General features: G+C 72.6%; 11 protein-coding genes. 5 read left to right on the forward strand and 6 right to left on the reverse strand.

The window, feature by feature from the left end; genetic code table 11:
- The first annotated feature begins 136 nt into the window (after positions 1 to 136).
- From ACFRCR_RS03860 to ACFRCR_RS03875, 4 genes are all read left to right on the forward strand, one after another.
- Positions 137 to 7645: a DUF5979 domain-containing protein gene (locus tag ACFRCR_RS03860; protein ID WP_377675673.1), complete on the forward strand. Its 7509-nt coding sequence runs from the start codon at positions 137 to 139 to the stop codon at positions 7643 to 7645.
- A 233-nt stretch (positions 7646 to 7878) separates the two neighbouring features.
- Positions 7879 to 8970: a YihY/virulence factor BrkB family protein gene (locus ACFRCR_RS03865; protein ID WP_377675674.1), complete on the forward strand. Its 1092-nt coding sequence runs from the start codon at positions 7879 to 7881 to the stop codon at positions 8968 to 8970.
- A gap of 75 nt (positions 8971 to 9045) precedes the next feature.
- Positions 9046 to 10281, forward strand: coding sequence for a zinc-dependent alcohol dehydrogenase (locus tag ACFRCR_RS03870; RefSeq protein WP_377675675.1), 1236 nt, complete (start codon positions 9046 to 9048; stop codon positions 10279 to 10281).
- Positions 10278 to 10799 (forward strand): hypothetical protein, encoded by a 522-nt coding sequence (locus tag ACFRCR_RS03875; protein ID WP_377675676.1) that lies wholly within the window; start codon positions 10278 to 10280, stop codon positions 10797 to 10799. The genes ACFRCR_RS03870 and ACFRCR_RS03875 overlap by 4 nt, the downstream gene beginning before the upstream one ends.
- Before the next feature lie 9 nt (positions 10800 to 10808).
- On the opposite strand, the gene ACFRCR_RS03880 is transcribed toward ACFRCR_RS03875, so the two are convergent.
- Together ACFRCR_RS03880 and ACFRCR_RS03885 are read right to left on the reverse strand one after the other, a co-directional pair.
- Positions 10809 to 11600 (reverse strand): glycosyltransferase family 2 protein, encoded by a 792-nt coding sequence (locus ACFRCR_RS03880; RefSeq protein ID WP_377675677.1) that lies wholly within the window; start codon positions 11598 to 11600, stop codon positions 10809 to 10811.
- Positions 11597 to 12205, reverse strand: a complete 609-nt coding sequence (locus ACFRCR_RS03885; RefSeq protein WP_377675679.1) for a hypothetical protein — start codon at positions 12203 to 12205, stop codon at positions 11597 to 11599. The genes ACFRCR_RS03880 and ACFRCR_RS03885 overlap by 4 nt, the downstream gene beginning before the upstream one ends.
- Before the next feature lie 91 nt (positions 12206 to 12296).
- Here ACFRCR_RS03885 and ACFRCR_RS03890 point away from each other — a divergent pair, with 91 nt between their 5' ends.
- Complete coding sequence (locus ACFRCR_RS03890) at positions 12297 to 13631, forward strand: APC family permease (RefSeq protein WP_377675680.1); 1335 nt, start codon at positions 12297 to 12299, stop codon at positions 13629 to 13631.
- A 134-nt stretch (positions 13632 to 13765) separates the two neighbouring features.
- On the opposite strand, the gene ACFRCR_RS03895 is transcribed toward ACFRCR_RS03890, so the two are convergent.
- The 4 genes from ACFRCR_RS03895 to ACFRCR_RS03910 all read right to left on the reverse strand — a co-directional run bounded on the left by ACFRCR_RS03895 (position 13766) and on the right by ACFRCR_RS03910 (position 17863).
- Positions 13766 to 14488 (reverse strand): glycosyltransferase, encoded by a 723-nt coding sequence (locus tag ACFRCR_RS03895; RefSeq protein ID WP_377675682.1) that lies wholly within the window; start codon positions 14486 to 14488, stop codon positions 13766 to 13768.
- Positions 14485 to 15948 (reverse strand): PIG-L family deacetylase, encoded by a 1464-nt coding sequence (locus ACFRCR_RS03900; RefSeq protein ID WP_377675684.1) that lies wholly within the window; start codon positions 15946 to 15948, stop codon positions 14485 to 14487. The genes ACFRCR_RS03895 and ACFRCR_RS03900 overlap by 4 nt, the downstream gene beginning before the upstream one ends.
- Positions 15945 to 17030, reverse strand: coding sequence for an acyl-CoA dehydrogenase (locus ACFRCR_RS03905; RefSeq protein WP_377675685.1), 1086 nt, complete (start codon positions 17028 to 17030; stop codon positions 15945 to 15947). Before ACFRCR_RS03905 ends, ACFRCR_RS03900 begins: the two co-directional genes overlap by 4 nt.
- A 95-nt stretch (positions 17031 to 17125) precedes the next feature.
- The gene (locus tag ACFRCR_RS03910; protein ID WP_377675687.1) at positions 17126 to 17863 is read right to left on the reverse strand and encodes a PAS and ANTAR domain-containing protein; all 738 of its coding nucleotides are present in this window, start codon (positions 17861 to 17863) and stop codon (positions 17126 to 17128) included.
- Positions 17864 to 18007 lie beyond the last annotated feature (144 nt).

The raw sequence follows: 18007 nt of genomic DNA on the forward strand, positions 1-18007 counted from the left end.
GGCTTCGCGGACCGGGACCCGCGAAGCCCGCAGGACGACGAACCCGGGCGACAGAAGGCCCTGCCGGGCACGGCGACCCGGCGGGGGCGACGGACGAGGAGGTCCGTCGCCCTGACGGACGGACGGAGGCACAGGGATGGGGAACGAGCGATCGAGGCACCGCCGGAGCGGCAGGTCCTGGCAGCAGTGGTCCGTGCGGGCCCGCCGGGCCTGGGCGGCCGTCGGAGCCCTCCTGCTGGCGCTCCCGCTGGCCCTCGTCCCCGCGATCCCGGCGGCCGCCGCCGACTGGGGCATCAGCAAGCAAGAGGTCTCCGCGGGCCCGTACGCCCCGGGCGACACCGTCCAGTGGATCATCACCGTCTCCTGCTCCGACCCCAACGCCGACCCGTGTACCGACGCGGTGCTCACCGACCAGCTCCCCGACGGCCTCGAGCTCGTGTCCGCGTCGGTCCAGAGCGGTCCTCCCGGCGGCGACCTCACGACCGACCCCGCGACCGGGCTGGTCACGTACACCAACCCCGAGGTGTCGAACGGGGCCCAGGCGCAGATCATCGTCACCGCACGGGTGGACCCCGACCTGCCCTACAGCGCGAACGGTGTGCCGATCACCAACACCGCGACGGTCGTGGCCGACAACGCGACCCAGCAGCAGGCCTCCGACGCGATCACCCCCGAGGTCCCGCTCGTCCTCGCCTCGACGACGACCAAGTCGATCGACCCGCCGGGGGCGCTCGCGGCCCCGGGGACGAGCGCGACCGTGACGATCGGTGCGACGAACACCTCGAACGACCCGGTCGACACCCTGGTCCTCCAGGACCCCGTCGACCCCACGGCGACCCCCAACCCGTTCACGTACCTCGAGTACTCGGGGACGGGCGCGGTCGTGCTCCCCCCGAACGCCGACACCGTGACCACGCAGTACTGGGACGGCGACTCGTGGGAGACGCTCGACGACTCGGTCGACCCCGCGACGGTACAGGGGGTGCGCTACACGTTCAGCGGCGACATCCAGCCGGGCGCGACCGCGAGCGTGCCCGTGCAGGTGCAGCAGAGCGACGCGGTCGACGACCTCACGGGCGCCACCACGATCACCAACGACGCGTCGTCGTACGTCACGCACACGGGTGGGCAGTCCACGCCCACGACGGCGGACGACACGTACGTCATCACCCCGCCGGACAACAGCGTGACGGCGTCCAAGAGCTTCTCGCCGACGACCGTGTCCGCGGGCGACCCGACGACCGTCACGATCGGGGCCACCAACACCGGGACCGCCGTCGACTCCTTGACGATCACCGAGCCCGCCCCCGGGACCGACAACCCGTTCGAGGGTGACGACCCCTTGACCTTCACCGGCTTCGGGCCGACGGGGGACGGCACGGGAGTGCAGTGGCCCTCGGGCGCGAACGGTGCGACCGTGACGTTCACGTGCGCCGACGGCTCGACCGCCGAGATCGACGCGACCACCCCGAACACGCTCCCGAACCCACCGGGCACGTGCGTCGTGGTCGGCTTCACCGTGGTCTTCACGGGCGACCTGGCGACCGGCGCCGCGGCCTCGATCCCGTTCACCGCGGACACCGACCCCGACCAGACGACCGACGACGTCACGCACACCAACACCATCGAGGCCACCGTCCCGAGCGCGGACCCGGCCACGGCCCCCGCGGACCTCGTGACCCTGGTCGACCGCTTGGCGACCAGCACCGACAAGATCATGTCGCCCTCGACCATCCCCGCGGTGCCCGGCCAGTCCGTGATCGTGCAGCTCCCGACCCAGCTCCTGCCGTTCGGGCCGGACGGGTCGACGGCGAACGCGGACCAGGTCGTCGTCCAGGACCCGGTCGACCCGTCGAACCCCGGCGAGTTCTGGTCGAACTTCACCGCGACCTCGGTGCGCACGACCGACGTGCCCGCAGGGGCGACCCTGACGGTCAGCTACTGGGACGGGAGTGCCTGGGTGTCCGCACCGGGTTGCGGCCCGTACACCGGACCGACGACCGTGAGCTGCGACCTCCCCGAAGGTGCCGGGGGGGTCCAGTTCGTCTACGACTCGACCGGTGACGGCTTCCCACCCGGGACGCAGTTCCAGCCCAACTTCACGGCCGAGTACACGGGCCCGGCCGACCGCGACACCCCGATCGAGAACTGCGCCGCGTCGAGCGCGTCGTCGAGCGCGGTGGCCCCGACGCCCCCCGCGCAGGGCTGCGCCTCGGTCGACCCCTTCCCGGTGGACGGTCCCGGTGCGCTCGACTTCGTCGCCAAGGACTTCCTCGGCGGCGCCCCGCCCAGCGTCCTCGCCCGCTCGGACGACCAGGTCACGGCGCAGATCACCTGGTCGACCAACGGCTTCTCGGGTGTGGACCCGCTGGTGATCTCGGACATCGCCGACCCGCAGAGCACCCCGATCGCGAGCTCGTTCTACGACGCGTTCGACCTCGTGCGGGTCGAGGCGATCGACACCGCGACCGACCCGCTGATCTCCTACGACCAGGTGACCGGCGTCGAGCTCTTCGTCGGCGGCACGTGGGTCCCCGCGAGCAGCGACCCGTGCCCGTGCGTCGGGTCCTTCCCGGGGTACACCCTGTCTCCCGAGGAGCAGGCGTCGGCGACCTCGGTGCGCCTGACCTACGAGGAGTCGCCCGACCGCACCACGACGGGGGACCCGACGGCTCCGCAGCCCGGTGACGGCGTGGCGCGCTCGACGCTCGCGGACGGTCGTCACCTCGACCTGACCTTCCAGGTCCGGGACGTCAAGCGCTCCGACCCGAGCGCCCCGGTGCTGGGCTCGACCCACGGCACGCTCTACAACACGACGGACCCCGGGATCGTCCTGGACACCGTGCGTGCCACGGGCACGTTCGACTCGAACCAGTACACGGACACCGACGGAGCCGACGTGCTGATCATCGACCAGCCGCTCAACGTGACCGTCGACAAGGACTGGACCGGCGGTCCCGTCTCGGTCCCGCCGTCGGACACCCCGGCGCAGTTCTACCCGACGACCGACGTGATCGTCACGGGGACCAACGCGTCGGCCGCGAAGGTGAGCCAGCTCCGCCTGGTCGAGCCGGGGGTCGCGACCTCGGGGGACGTGCAGACTGCGCCCGGGACCAAGCCGTTCGACGCGTTCACGCTGCGCGCGATCACCCTGGACCCGCCCGACGGGACACAGACAACGACGGTCACCCTCACCTACCTGGGCGGCTCGACCGCGAGCTTCAGCGAGGCGCAGGCCGAGGCGCTCACGACGAGCGACCTGGCCGACGTCGTCGGTGTCGTCACGTCGTTCGACGGCCTCGTGGCGCCCGGAGCGTCCGGCAGCATGGACCTCACGCTCCAGCTGCGCGAGATCGACAGGTACACCCTGGCACCCGTCACGGTCGCCGGGTACAGCCCGGTGCCGAACGGGGCGGTCGCGACGATCGCCGACCCGGGCGGCACGGACCAGGACGTCCGGCTCGCCCACGACGACGCGAGCATGGTCCTGCAGGACGCGGGGATCGCGCTCGACGTCGGCAAGACGTTCGACCCGACGCAGATCGTCGAGCCGGGCACGGGCCCCGTGACGATGACGCTCAGCGGACAGCCTCTCGGACCGTCGCGCGCGGTGGAGATGGTGCTCGTCGACGACGACCCCCGGTTCTGGAACCAGTACGACTTCGACGCGTTCGCGGGCGCCGCGCTCACCGCGCCCGTCCAGCAGGTGCGGGTCGACGCCTTCACCGGGGGCGAGTTCGTGACCGGACCCAGTGGCGTCGTGGTGAACGGCGGCTCGTGGGTCCTGGGCGACGAGTCGGCGACGTTCGCGCTGCCGGACGGTGTGTCCCCGGCCGAGGTGCAGGGCCTGCGGTTCACGTTCAGCAGGACCGACGGGTCGATCTGGGAGAACCCCGCGACCCCGACGCAGACCGTCCCGATCTCGGTCGAACGGCGGGAGGCGATGCGGACCGGTGGGCCGGTCCTGACGGACCTCGAAGCCAACGCGCCGGCCCCCGGCGAGACGGCGCCGGGCGTCGCGAGCAACACCGTCGACGGCACCGTCACGGGGGCCGACCTCGTCGTCGACCCGGAGTCCGGCAACCCGGTCCCGGTGTCCGCGACCGACGACGAGACGGCGGAGCTCGTCTACGCCCACGCGACCAACGGGGTGCAGGTGGTCAAGACGTTCGACCGCGTCGTCTCCGGGGGTACGCAGGCGCCCGACGCGACGTTCCCGATGACCATCGCCGTGACCAACACCGGCAACCGTGCGATCGGCGAGCTCGTGGTCGAGGACTCCCCGATGCCGTCGGACGCCCAGGGGGCACAGCTCCGGCTGGCGGCCACTGCCGACCCGTTCTCGTACCTGCTCACGGGGCCACCGTTGGCCCCCGCCGAGGGCGACCCGCTCCCCGTCGACCCGGCCGACGTGACGGTCACCCAGACCGGGGACCTCCTCGGGCTCCGGTTCGGCTTTCCCGACGGGACGGTGCTCGGCGTCGGGCAGACGTACACCATCACGGTCATGGTTCGGTTCCGGGTGGGGCTGGCGCCGCTGACCCTCGTGGAGAACACCGCGGGTGCCACGGCCGACCGCCCGTGGGACGAGTGCCAGACGAGGCTCGACCCGCAGACGGGCGCGTGCGAGGCGGACGCCGACGTCACACCGGTCCCGGCGGGGGTCCTCGCGCAGTCCAAGCTCGTGCGGGCGACGAACGACGACGCGCTGGACGTCATCGTGGACCCGGCCTACACCGGCCCTCCCGTCGTGTGCACGCCCTTCCCGACGGGCCTCTACGCCTACCCGTGCACCCCGGTCATCGCGCCGGGGCACGCCCAGACATGGCACATACGCATCGACAACGTCGGGAACCTGCCGATGGACAAGGTCGTGGTGTACGACCGCCTGCCGGCGGTCGGGGACACGGGATCCTCGTCCTCGTCCGCGCGCGGGTCGCAGTGGACCCCGATCCTGACGATCGACCCACCCCCCGAGCTCGTCAACGCCCCTGAAGGGAGCGTGGGCTCGGTCTACTACACGACGTCGGACGACTACTGCATGGACGACCTCACCGACCCGATGGCCGAACCGGTCTGCCCCACCGACGACCCCGTGACGGGCTGGGTGCAGCTCGACGGCTCCGAGGACGCCGCGCTGCTCGCGACGGTCAGGGCGCTGAAGTTCGTCGTCCAGTTCCCTGCGGACGACGAGTTCCAGCCGGGGGAGTACATCGCGATCGAGGGCACGACGCTGACACCGGCCGTCCCGCCGGACGCCGGTGACCGGTCGATCGCCTGGAACTCGGCCGCGGCGTCGGCCGTCGTGGTCTCCCCGCAGGGCGACCTGAACCTCCTGCCGACCGAGGGCACCAAGGTGGGGGTCGCGACCGCGACGGGTTCCCTCGAGGTGGTCAAGCGGGTCGCCGGAGCAGGGGCCGTCAACGCCCCTGACACGTTCGACCTCTTCGTCCGGTGCACCTCGGCCCCCGGGACCCCTGTGGAGACCGTGCTGGACCCGATACCGATCACCGTGACCCGCGACACCCCGGTCACGGTGCCCAACCTGCCGTTCGGTGCCGTGTGCACCCTCACGGAGGACGGCTCGAACGGTCAGACCGAGCTGATCGTCGGGACCGTGACGATCGGTGAGACACCGACCGTGAACACGCTCACGGCGGTCAACCGCTACGACCTGGCGAGCATCGAGGTGTCCAAGGACGTCGTGACGGACGCCGTCGACCAGGACGGGCAGGAGGTCCCCTTCGGCCCGTTCGAGGTCACGGTCGACTGCACGTTCCTCGGCGAGCCGGTCTGGGCGAGAGGCTACGGTCCCGACGACCCGATGGTGATCGAGATCGAGGACGACCAGACGGTCGAGCTCGACGGGCTGCCCGTGGGGGCCGTCTGCACGGTCGAGGAGACCGGGACGGGCAACGCCTCGTCCGTCACGATCACGGTGACCCAGCAGTCGAGCCCTGCTGTGACCACCCCTGGGGGGTCCACGACGCTCACGCTGGGCGCCGACACCGACGAGGGCGAGAGCACGAACGACGTCGTGCTCACCAACACCTACGACGTCGGGGGCCTCGACCTCCTCAAGGTCGTCGAGGGCCAAGGCGCTCCGACGTACGGCGCAGGGCCGTTCACCCTCGAGGTGCGCTGCACGTTCGACGACGACGGCACAGGACCGGGCGGGCCGCGCGTCGTCTACGACGACGCGGTCGTGCTCGGCGCGGGGGCGCCGCTCGAGGCGCAGATCGCCGACCTGCCCGCGGGCGCGGTCTGCGACGTGACCGAGCCCGACGACGGCGGCGCGACGTCGGTGTCGATCGCGCCCAGCCCCGTGACCGTGGCCGCAGGAACCACCGTGACGGTCACGGCGACCAACACGTTCGACGTCGGCGCGGTCGCCGTGGACAAGGTCGTCGACGGCGAGGGGGCCGACCTCTACGGCGCAGGTCCGTTCACCGTGACGCTCACGTGCACGGTCGACGGCGAGCCGCTGCCCGTGCCCGGGGGATCCACGCGCACGCTCGTGCCGGGGACGCCCGTCGTCTACGACGACCTGCCCGTCGGCGCGGCCTGCACGGTCGCCGAGTCCGAGGACGGCGGGGCGTCGGCGTCGACCATGACCGTCACGGTCGACGGCGGCGATCCCGTCGAGACCGACGGCCCGTCGGCCGACGTCGTCGTGACGCCCGTCGACGCCGAGGGGGCGCCCACCACGGTGGGCGTCGTCGCGACGAACACGTTCGACCTCGGGTCGCTCGTGGTCGACAAGGTCGTCGACGGCGACGGGGCCGCGCTGTACGGCGCCGGACCGTTCGAGGTGTCGCTCGCGTGCACCTTCGACGGCCAGGCGATCGAGATCCCCGGCGGGGCCGTGCGCGAGCTCGTGGCCGGAGACCCCGTGACGTACGACGGCCTGCCCGTCGGCGCGCAGTGCGAGGTCACCGAGACGGCGACGGGCGGCGCGACCACCACGACGGTCTCCGCCGTCGGGGAGGGCGAACCGGGAGCAGTCGTCGTCCCGGCAGGAGAAGCAGGCACCGTCACCGTGACGAACACGTTCGACGTCGGTGAGGTCCGCGTCGTCAAGACGCTGTCCGGTGCCGACGCCGCCGAGCACCGCGGGGACGTCTTCACCGTCTCTCTCGCGTGCACGCGGGACGTCGACGGCGACCTCGTCGACGTCGCGATCCCGGGCGGCCCCATCCGCACGCTCTCCGCGTCCGACGACTGGGTCGCGGTGTACGAGGACCTCCCGCAGGGCGCCACCTGCGTCGTCGCCGAGACGGACGCGGGCAGCGCGGACACCGTGCAGGTCGTCGTCGACAGCGAGAGCACGCTCACGGACCCGTCCACGGCCGTCCCGGAGTCGGTCGAGTTCGACCTCCCCGTGGGGCCGGACGTCTGCGAGCCCGTCGAGGTCGTCAACACGTGGTCGCCGACGAGCGGCGGCATGGGCGGCGGGACGGCGGTCCACACAGCGCTGACGACCGCGCTCTCACCCGCCGAGGTGGCGGTCGCCGCCGGCTGTGACGGCGCGTCACCGGGCCTGCCCGGGACCGGCGCCGACCTCGCGCGTGCCGGGGCCCTGGCCGTGATCCTGCTCGTGCTCGGGACGACGGTCCTGGTGGCGGTGCGGCGCCGGGGCGCCTAGCCGAGCCGCCGGTGCGCGCTGCGGACAGGGGCGTGCCCGGCGAGCTTGTCGCCCGGGTGGCGAGTCGGGCCAGGTCGCCTAGGTTCGAAGGTGGTCAGGAAGTGGCCGACCGGGAGCCAGGTGCACCGCACCGCTCGACTCGGTTTCCCGGGACCAACGCGCCGGAGGCCTGCTCCTCCGCCTGTCGTCATCGTGGGTTCGGCACGGTCGCGTCGCCCACGAGGAGGATCTGCATGAACGACTCAGACGCTCGCCGGCCGCGCCCGGAGCCCGCCCCCGACGACCCGCGCAAGCCGGACTCGCCCACGGATCTGCCGGTGCGTTCGTGGAAGCACGTCGCCCGGACGACCATGCGTCAGTTCTCGCGCGACCAGTGCCTCGACCTCGCGGCGGCCCTGACGTACTACGCCGTGCTCGCCTCGGCGCCCGCGCTCCTGGCCGTCGTCTCGCTGATCGGCTTGGTCGGGGACAGCCAGAAGATCGTGGACCAGGTGCTGGACGTCGCGTCGTCGGTCGTCCCCGCCGACGCGATGGCGACGCTCACCCCGTTGGTCGAGCAGGTCGTGGGCGGCAGCGACCGAGCGGGCCTGGCGCTGGTCGTGGGAGTCGTCGTCGCGCTCTGGTCCGCGTCCGGATACGTGGGCGCGTTCGGACGGTCCATGAACCGCATCTACGAGGTCGAGGAGGGGCGCCCCGTTTGGAAGCTCCGGCCCGTGATGCTCGTGGTGACCGCCGCCGTGGTGCTCATGGCCGCGCTCGTCGTGGTTGCGCTGGTGGTGTCCGGACCGGTCGCCCGGGCGATCGGGGACGCGATCGGGCTGGGGGCGGCGGCGGTGACGACGTGGAACGTCGCCAAGTGGCCTGTGGTGCTGCTGCTGGTGATCCTCATCGTGGCCGTGCTCTACCACACGACGCCCAACGTCCGTCAGCCCCGGTTCCGTTGGCTGAGCGTGGGCGCGATCGTCGCGATCCTCGTCTGGATCCTCGCCTCGGTCGGCTTCGGCTTCTACGTCGCGACCTTCGCCTCGTACGACTCGACCTACGGCGCGCTGGGAGGAGTGATCGTCTTCCTGCTGTGGCTGTGGATCACCAACCTCGCCCTGCTGTTCGGTGCGGAGCTCGATGCGGAGCTCGAGCGCGCCCGCGAGCTGGAGGGCGGGATCGCGGCCGAGCAGTCTCTCCAGCTCCCGCCCCGCGACACGCGCGCGAGCGAGAAGCGGGCGCAGAAGCTCCAGGAGGACGTCGAGCGAGGCGCCGAGATACGCAGGGCCGCGCAGCAGGAGACGAAGGAGGAGTCCGCCGGTTCCCCGACGGTGCGGGACTGAACGTTGCGGCCGGGACCTCCCGGCCGGGACGTGGCACGACCATCCGACAGGACGACGCACGAGAGGACGACGCACATGCGAGCACTGACGTGGCAGGGCCGGGAGAAGGTCTCGGTCGAGGACGTACCCGACCCGAGGATCGAGGAGCCCACCGACGCGGTCGTCCGGGTCACGTCGACCGCGATCTGCGGCTCCGACCTGCACCTGTACTCGGTGCTGGGCATGTACCTGGACCCGGGCGACGTGCTCGGCCACGAGACCATGGGCGTCGTCGAGGAGGTCGGTGCGAACGCGACCCGGCTCAAGGTCGGCGACCGCGTCGTCGTGCCCTTCGGCATCGCGTGCGGGACGTGCTGGATGTGCACCCACGGACTGCAGTCGCAGTGCGAGACGACCCAGGTCCGCTCGCAGGACAAGGGTGCGGCGCTCTTCGGGTACACCAAGCTGTACGGCCAGGTCCCGGGTGGGCAGGCGGAGTACCTCCGGGTACCGCAGGCGCACTACGGCCCCGTCGTGGTGCCCGACGACGGCCCGGACGAGCGGTACCTCTACCTGTCGGACGTGCTGCCGACCGCGTGGCAGGCCGTCGAGTACGCGGCGGTGCCGCCCGGCGGGACGGTCGCCGTGGTCGGGCTCGGACCGATCGGTCAGATGGCTGCGCGGGTCGCGCGGCATCGCGGGGCCGGGCAGGTCGTCGGGCTCGACCTCGTGCCCGAGCGCCTGGAGATGGCCCGGCGGCACGGCATCGAGGTCGTCGACCTGGCGGTGGTCGACGACGTCGTGGGCGCGGTCCGTGACCTGACCCAGGGGCGGGGCGCCGACGGGGTGGTCGACGCCGTCGGGATGGAGGCTCACGGGTCTCCGGGGGCCTCCCTGTTCCAGAAGGCGGCGGGAGTCCTGCCGGACACCGTCGCCGGTGCGATCAACGAGAAGGTGGGCGTCGACCGCCTGGCCGCGCTCCTCACCGCGATCTCGCTCGTCCGCCGTGGCGGCAGCCTGTCGATCTCCGGCGTCTACGGCGGTGCCAAGGACCCCCTGCCGATGATGGACCTCTTCGACCGGCAGGTCACGCTGCGCATGGGCCAGGCGAACGTCCGCCGGTGGATCGACGATCTGCTGCCCCACGTCTCCGACCCCGCCGACCCCCTGGGCGTCCTCGACCTGCGGACCCATCGGCTGTCGCTCGAGGACGCACCGCGCGGCTACGACCTCTTCCAGAAGAAGGAGGACGGGTGCATCAAGGTCGTCCTGGACCCCACGGTGCGCACGGCGTCCGCTGCGGACGCCACGGACGACACGGGCTCGCGATGACCACGCCGGTCGACACCCGACTGCTCGCGATCTATCTCAACGACCACGTGGCCGGGGCGACCGTGGGGGTGCAGCGGGTCCGGCGCATGGCGAAGGTGTACGACGGCACCGTGGTGGGCACGGCGATCGCTCCGCTCGTCAGCCAGCTCGAGGACGAGCGAGCATGGCTGATCCGGTGCGTTCACCGGCTCGACCTCCCCGTCCGGACGTACAAGGTCGTCGGTGCGGCCCTCGCCGAACGGATCGGCCGCCTCAAGCTCAACGGTCACGTGAGCAGGACCTCGCCGCTGAGCGCACTGCTCGAGGTCGAGCTGCTCCGGGGTGCGGTCACCGGGAAGAGGAGCGGCTGGCAGACCCTCCTGGCCCAGCGCACGGGCCTGGGGCTCACCCCTGAGCAGGGCATGGACCTCGACGGCCTGGTCGCCCAGGCGGACGAGCAGGTCCGGGTGCTCTCCGACCTGCTCGAGCTCCTGCACGCCAGGGTGTTCCGGCGTCCGTTGCCCGACGGGGGAGGGTAGCCGCCCGGCTCACGGTGCCGTGGGGGACGTCCGGTCGCGCCCGGCGCGCCGCCGCACGGTGATCCGTGCCGCCCATCGCTCCCACGGCGGGCTGACCGCCCAGTTCACGGCGAGAGTGTGCCAGGCCCAGCGGAACCGTCGGGCCAGAGCCTGCCGGGACTCGAACGTGCGCCCCGAGACCCCGACGACCAGCCGACCGTCGTAGCGCACACGAGCCTCGCTCCCGAGCTGGAGGCTCAGGTCGGTGTCGTCGTGGACGTGCGGGTCGTCCCGGTGCACGAGATGCCTGACCTCGCGCCACGCGTCGACACGGATCGCCATGTTGGACCCCCACAGGGGCACGTTGCCCGACGCGGCATGCGTCCCCCAGTAGTAGCAGCGCATGTAGAAGAGCTGCGCGAGGCGGGCGCGGAGGCCAGGTAGGTCGTAGAACCGCCCGGAGCCGGTGAGTGCGGTCAGACCAGGGTCCGCCGCGAAGGCCTCGTGCACGCGCTCCAGCCAGTCCGGCGGGGGCACCGTGTCCGCGTCGCAGCGCACGATGACACCGGACGCCACGGCGTCGTAGCCCGTCGAGGCGGCCGCCGGGATGCCGGGTGAGGGCTCGACGACCAGCCGGGCGCCCGCCCGCCGTGCCACGTCGGCGCTGTCGTCCGTCGAGGCGTTGTCGACCACCACCACCTCGTGGGGTGACCGGGTCTGCCGGGCGATGGCCTCGAGGCAACGCTCCAGGTGCCGTGCGTCGTCCTTCACGGGGATGACGACGGTCAACGGCAACGCGTCGACCCGGGACGTGGCGCTCATGCCCCGCGCACCAGGAGGACACCGGCGGCGAGGGCCCCGATCCCACCAGCCACGAGGTCGCCCAGCGTGTCGAGGTAGCCCACGGCGATCGCAGGGTCCACGAACGTGGTGCCCGCCCACTCGCCGACCTCCCACAGCAGGGCGAGCAGGACCCCGAGCGCCGTCGCCGTGACGACGGCGCCGAGCCGAGGGCGCGAGAGGCCGTCCAGGACGGAGCGGGCGGCTCGGCCGCCCAGGCCGTCGAGCAGGGGGCCGGGCGAGGGAAGCGCCCCCAGGAAGACGAGGACCGCGTACGCCAGGACCGTGAGCACGGCGGTCGCCACCAGGTGCACGGCGAGGTCGAGCCAGGAGAGCTGGGCGTAGAGATCGAGCAGCGCGATCCAGGCGGCGGCGCTCAGGACGAGGCCGACGAGCGGATCGAGGGGCCCCTTGAGACCGACGGCCCGGGGGATCACCGCCCCCAGCAGGACGAGGGAGAGCAGGGCGGTCGCCACGAGCCCGTAGGCAAGGGTGCCCACCGGGATCGCGATCCCCGCCAGGACACGCACGACGTCTCCCACGGCGGTGGACACCGTGGAGCGTCGCTCGATCTCACCGGTGGTCATCGAGCAAACGTAGCGACCCCCACGGAGTCCCGCACAGCAGCGGGGAGCGCGGGAGGTCGCGAGTTGCGCACTCCCGTGCGAGCCTGCCCAGATGTCTGCCACGACCACAGCGTCCCCGCCCACGCCCCTGAACCGCTCGGTCGGGGGACGCCTGCTCTACGTCTTCATCCTGGGTGACGTGCTCGGCGCGGGGGTCTACGCCCTGGTCGGTGAGATGGCCGGGAAGGTGGGTGGCGCCGTCTGGCTGCCCCTGCTCGTCGCGCTCGGACTGTCCCTGCTGACCGCGGGCTCGTACGCCGAGCTCGTCACGAAGTACCCGGCCGCCGGGGGAGCCGCGGTGTTCGCCGAACGCGCCTTCAAGGTACCGATCGTGTCGTTCCTCGTGGGGTTCTGCATGCTCGCCGCGGGAGTCACGAGCGCTGCGGGGCTGTCCCTCGCCTTCGCCGGCGACTACTTCGGCTCGTTCGTGGACCTCCCCGTCGTGCCGGTCGCGCTCGTCTTCCTGCTCCTCGTCGCGGCGCTCAACGCGCGCGGGATCCAGGAGTCCTTGCGTGCGAACGTGGCGATGACCGCGATCGAGCTCTCCGGGCTCGTCCTGATCGTGGTGCTCGCTGCCGTCGTCCTCACGCGGGGCGACGCGTCGCCGGGCAGGGCCCTCGAGTTCACCCAGGGCACCACCCCGGCGCTCGCAGTCCTCTCGGCCTCGCTCATCGCGTACTACTCGTTCGTCGGCTTCGAGACCTCGGCCAACCTGGCCGAGGAGGTCAAGGACGTCCGGCGGGTCTACCCCCGTGCGCTCTTCGGCGCACTGATCACCGCAGGCGTCGTGTACGTGGCCGTCGGTGTGGCCGCCGTCGCGGTGGCGCCCCCCGAGCAGCTGGCGAGCTCGACCGGGCCGCTGCTCGAGGTCGTCAGGGTCGCCGACGTCGTACCGGAGCGGGTCTTCGCCGTGGTGGCTCTCGTCGCGGTCGCGAACGGCGCCCTGCTCACCATGATCATGGCGAGCCGCCTCACCTACGGCATGGCGCGACAGGGACTGCTGCCCGCGGGGCTGGCCCGGGTGCTCCCCGGCCGCCGGACCCCGTGGGTCGCGATCATCGCGACGACCGTCGTCGCGATGGGGCTCGTCTTCACGGGAGACCTGGGTGCGCTCGCGGAGACCGTGGTGCTCCTGCTCCTCGTGGTGTTCATCAGCACCAACGTCGCGGTCCTGGTCCTGCGCCGGGACACCGTGAAGGAGGACCACTTCCGCGTCGCGACGATCGTGCCCGTGCTCGGGACCGCAAGCTGCGTCCTGCTCCTGACGCAGCAGGCCGGGCAGACCTGGCTCCGCGCGGGGGCTCTCGTCCTGGTGGGGGTCGTGCTCTACCTGGTCACGCGGCTCGTCCGCCGGCGGACGGCTGCACCGACCCGCGGGGACGGGTGATCGACCGTGCGCCCCAGATGCCAGTGGGCCGGGAGGGGCGCACGGTGGGGCACCACGTCGGTCTCACCGAGCAAGGCCGAGGTACAGGCGCCGACCCACGGTGACGAGACCTTCCGGTGCACCTGCGGAAGGTCTCAGCCGGCTCTCACCGGCCGGACGAGGTCCTCGCGCAGGTGCCGCGCGTACCCGCCGGGGGTGCGGCCCGTCGTGCGACCCGAGGTGAGGACCTGGCCCTCGTCGGAGACCACGACGCGCGCGCCAGCGCCCCGGGCACGGGCCACGAGGTCGACGTCCTCGTGCTCGGCGACCCTCGGGAAGCCGCCGACGGCCAGGTAGAGGTCGCCGCGGATCCCCAGGTTCGCCCCGTGCACGTGCCCGTTCGCGTGCCCGACGGGATGCGTCGCCACCCAGGCGGCCTGCTGCGCGGGGGAGAGGTCGTCGAAGTCGGGACGCACGGTGCCGATCACCAGGTCGGCCCCTGCCTCCGCGAGCGTGACCTGGTGCGTGAGCCAGTGCGGGGGCACCGCCGAGTCGGCGTCGGTGCTCGCGATCCACAGCCGTGCCGGTCGGCCCCTGCCGATCCGCCCTGTCGCCGCCTCGACCCCGGCGGCGCGTGCTGCCCCGACCCGCCGGTATCCGGTCTCGACCACGGTGAACGGAGACGATCGTGCGAGCGAGACCGACCCGTCGGTGCAGTCGTCGAGGACGAGCACGACCTCGACCCGCACGGCCGGTCGCTCGTCCCGCGTCCGCGCGACGGCCACCTCGAGCGCGGCCAGGCAGCGGGGCAGGAGCTCCTCCTCGTCGTTCACCGGCACGACGACGGCCAGTCGCGTCACGCGGTCCGGTGCGCTCATGCCAGCCCCGCCTCCGCGGCGACCGAGCGTCCCGGCGGTCGGACGAAGACCTCCAGGACGAAGTCCTCCTCGAGGTGATGCACGAGGCGCACGAGCTCGGCCCGCGCAGCGAGGGCTGCATGGACGTCGTCGCCACGCAGCGGGTACTCGGGTACCGGGTGCCGCCAGTGGCACGCGACCAGGACGCCGTCCGCGGCGAGGGACCCGACCGCACGGGAGATCGCGGTCTCCAGGTCGCTCGCGCCGTAGTAGTACCCGACCTCGGAGAGCACCACGAGGTCGAAGAGCCCGTCGGGCCACTCGGCAGGCGTCTGGAGACGCAGGAGCACGACCTCGTCGCCGAGGCGCTCGTGGGCCGCTGCGAGCGCGGCCGCGGCGACGTCGACCCCCACGAGACGGTCGCAGCGGGTGGCGAGATCCGCGGTCAGGACACCGGTCGAGCAACCGATCTCCAGGCCGGCCCGAAAGCGTGCACGCGGCAGCGACGCGAGCGTCACGGCGCGCTTGCGTTGCTCGTACCAGCGCGTCTCGAAGCCCCACGGGTCGGAGCGGCCGCGGTAGAACGCATCGAAGAAGCCGGCAGGCAGGCTCTTCGAGGACACCGATCCGGGCCCTGGTCCACGCCCCGACCCCGATCCGGACTCCGTCGTCGGGGACGGTGCGGGCGGGGCGGGCGCCGGGCGTGGGGCCTCGATGAAGACCTCCACGTCGCGCTCGGCGTGCCGCAGCATCTCCGGCCCGACCGTCGCCACGTCCCGAGGGTCCGGGGACAGCGGCTCGACCTGCGACCGGTGCGCGGCCAGCGCGAGCCCCTTGGCTGCTCGCTCCTGCGGCGTGAGCGTGAGCGCCCGCATGTCCTTGGTGGCGGTCCGGTCGTCCGGGTTGCCCCAGTGCCACCACCAGATCGGGTACTCCAGGAGCCGTGCGCCCTGCTCGCCGGCGACCGCGGCTGCGACCTCGCCGGCGATGCGGTGGTCGCGGTGGCCGTCGCCGCGCCACGGAGCGCACAGCATCACCGGGGCGCGCTCTCCGTGTCCGGGCTCGTCCTCCGCCAAGGCGCCGAGGACACCGAGCAGCCGACGGTGAAGGCTGGCGCGGTGCTCCCGCAGGCCTCCGTCCGGCAGCCCCAGGAAGACCACGGCAGCACCGGGAGCGGCGACGTCGACCGCGTCCACGAGCTCGCGACGTCTCAGGCCCGCGAGCCGAGCAGAGGAGAGCGTGGGGGAGTCGGGGTGCGACGCCTCGCCGTCCGTCGCGACGACGACCGTGACCGGCGTGCCCCGGCGGGTGAGCCGTGCCAGGAGGCCGCCGGCGCCCAGCGACTCGTCGTCGGGGTGTGCGGCGAGCACGACGAGGTGGGGCACGTCGTCGGGAAGGTCCAGGGGAGGCATCCGGTCGAAGAAGCCGTCGGCTCTCCAGGCGTCCTCGGTGGTGCCCGGGTCTCGATGGTCGAAGGTCACCACGGCGCGGTCCCGCGGGCCACGAGGTCACGGCCCAAGGAGGCGTCGTCGCGCTCGGCGTGGTGCTGGCGTACGTAGAGCTGCAGGTCGGCCAGACGGCGCGCGTAGGCCTCGTCGGCGGTCATCGGACCCGGCCCCAGGGCGTGCGAGCACCGCTGCACGGTCTCCTCGACCGTGCGCGCGACGGCGCCGCGCACCCGCCGGGCGAGCACCCCGGGGGCGACCTCGGCGTCCGTGCTGCCGTCCACGACCCGGCTCGCCTCGACGAGCGTCGTCCGTGCGCTGGTCAGCGCGACGTCGACCGCACCCAGGTGCGCGAGCGTGAGCTGGTCGGGCTCACGACGCGCGGTCGCCGCATACAGCTCACGCGCGAGACCCACCGCGCCGCCCCACCAGCAGGCTGCGACACCGATGCCCCCCCAGGCGAAACCAGGGCGGTCGAGGTACCACCCGGGACCCCCGACCGGGACGGCTGCTGCGCCGTCGAGACGCACGGGAGCGCTGACGATCTCCGGGAACCCGCGGGCGACCCACGGGCCGTCGTCGGGGCGGACGCCGGGAGCGCGCAGGTCGACGGCGAACAACCGCCGACCGTCCACGGTCCACGCGGTCACCAGGGCGTGCGAGAGCGTCGCGGCGAGCGAGCACCACGGCTTGACCCCCGTGAGGCGCCAGCCGTCCCCGCCCTCCTGAGCCTCCAGGCGTACGCCGGGACCTTCTGCCGCGAAGACGCCCCAGGTGCTGGTCTGGTCGGCGCCGATCGAGCGCAGGTCCACCTCGTCCGGGACGTGCGCCAGGATCGCGAGCGCATCGAGGTGCGGCTCGAGCACCCGAGCGACACCGACGTCGGCCGCAGCGGTCGAGGCGAGCAGCTCCCACAGCTCGAGCGTCTGGCCGGCACCCGGGGCAGACGTGGACCTGCCGACCTCGGCGGCCCAGGCCAGCGCTCTCGTGACGTCCCCGCTCATCGCCGGTACGTGCGCGACGGTCGTCGCCAGGCGCCGGGTGCGCTCGTCGTCCCGGCGTGAGGGGTCGAGGACGACGGCGAGGTGCTCGAGGACGGTGGTGCTCGGATCGGTCACGAGTGCTCCTGTGGTCTACGGGGGTTCCCGCAGACTAGGCGTGCTCCAGGTCCCTCGCACGCCGCCGGTGCCGGGTGCGACGTGAGGACGCCGCGTCAGGACAGGACCGGATGGATGCCCTGACCGTGCGTGCTCACCGGCGGCTCGCCTGCCGCCTGCCGAGGCCCCGGAGCCGTCTCGAAGAACAGGTCGAGGTCGTCGGCCGTGGGCGCGGCGATGCCGGCCCCCTCGGCAAGGGTCTCCATGAGGCGGCGGGCGAGGTGCCGGATCGACTCGTTGGTGACGTTCGAGTGGTGGCGCAAGAGGTCGAAGGCCTCGTTCTCGGTCATGCCGTACACCGTCATGACCGCGCCCTTGGCCTGCTCGATCACGGCCCTGCTCTGTGCGGAGGACTTGATGGCCGCCGTCGCCTCGCGCTGGGACAGCTCGCGCTGCGTGATCGTGAGGTCGACGAAGTACCCGGAGACCTGCGTGACCTCGTCCGACCCGGGCTCCTTGCGAGCCCGGCCGACGACCCCGAGGGTCCGGGTGTGGCCGTGCGCGTCGACGATGCGGTGCACGCACGCGAACGGCTCACCCGACGAGCAGGCGTTCGCGAGGACCGCCTCGACGCGGGCGCGATCGTCGGGATGCTTGTGGGCGAGCATCAGGGCGGTGGTCGGCACCACCTCGCCCGGCGTGAAGCCGTGCATCTCGTAGAGCCCGTCCGACCACCACCAGGTTCCCGTCCGGACGGTCAGGACGAACTGACCCACGGGTTGGGGCGTCCCGGCGAGGAGGACCTCCATGAGGTCTGCGTCAAGAGGGCGATCCAGGTCGTACGAGGTCGTCATCTCAGCTCCTAAGGGGCAGGGAGGCTCAGGGCCTGCTTCCAGACTCCTGACCGGATGCTAGCGCTGGACCGCTACTCAGGCACGGGCGCTTCGCGGACCGCGAACGCCGGGCCGGCACCCGGGCCGTCCGGCACGGGTGCCTTC

The organism is Oerskovia sp. NPDC056781 (assembly GCF_042789955.1).
GTDB lineage: Bacteria > Actinomycetota > Actinomycetes > Actinomycetales > Cellulomonadaceae > Oerskovia > Oerskovia rustica.